Here is a 392-nt window from a genome sequence, read left to right on the forward strand (position 1 = left end):
TTACGGGCTCTCATCGCTTCGCATTGGCAAGCCTGTTGCCGACCAGCTCGAGTTTATGGAAGGTTTGCTGCCTTGCCCGGACCTTCCATATCATATGGCCATGGTCGAACTGCCCAGCGGGCGTGTCGCGGACCTTCATCTTTTTGCCGGCAATGCCTGCGTGTGGCTGCTCTTCCTTGACACCACTGCTGAACGCGACAACAAGCAGCGGCTTCAACAGAAGGCTTATGAAATGACGCTCCTGGAAGAGAGAGAGCGCCAACTCAACGAGAAATTACAATCGGCGAACGAGGCGTTGAGGAAGAGCCAGCGGGCATTGTCGCGTGAATACCAGCGCGCCGAATCCCTACTCCTCAACATTCTTCCGGCGTCGATCGCGGAACGGTTAAAAG

1 pseudogene is annotated in these 392 nt (G+C 55.9%); it reads left to right on the forward strand.

Going from position 1 to position 392, the window contains the following annotated elements:
* Nucleotides 1–100: 100 nt before the first annotated feature.
* Nucleotides 101–392 (forward strand): annotated as a pseudogene (locus tag AC1D0P_RS31225) (hypothetical protein); the annotation flags it as partial.

It is taken from the genome of Polaromonas sp. P1_G2, from assembly GCF_056405515.1.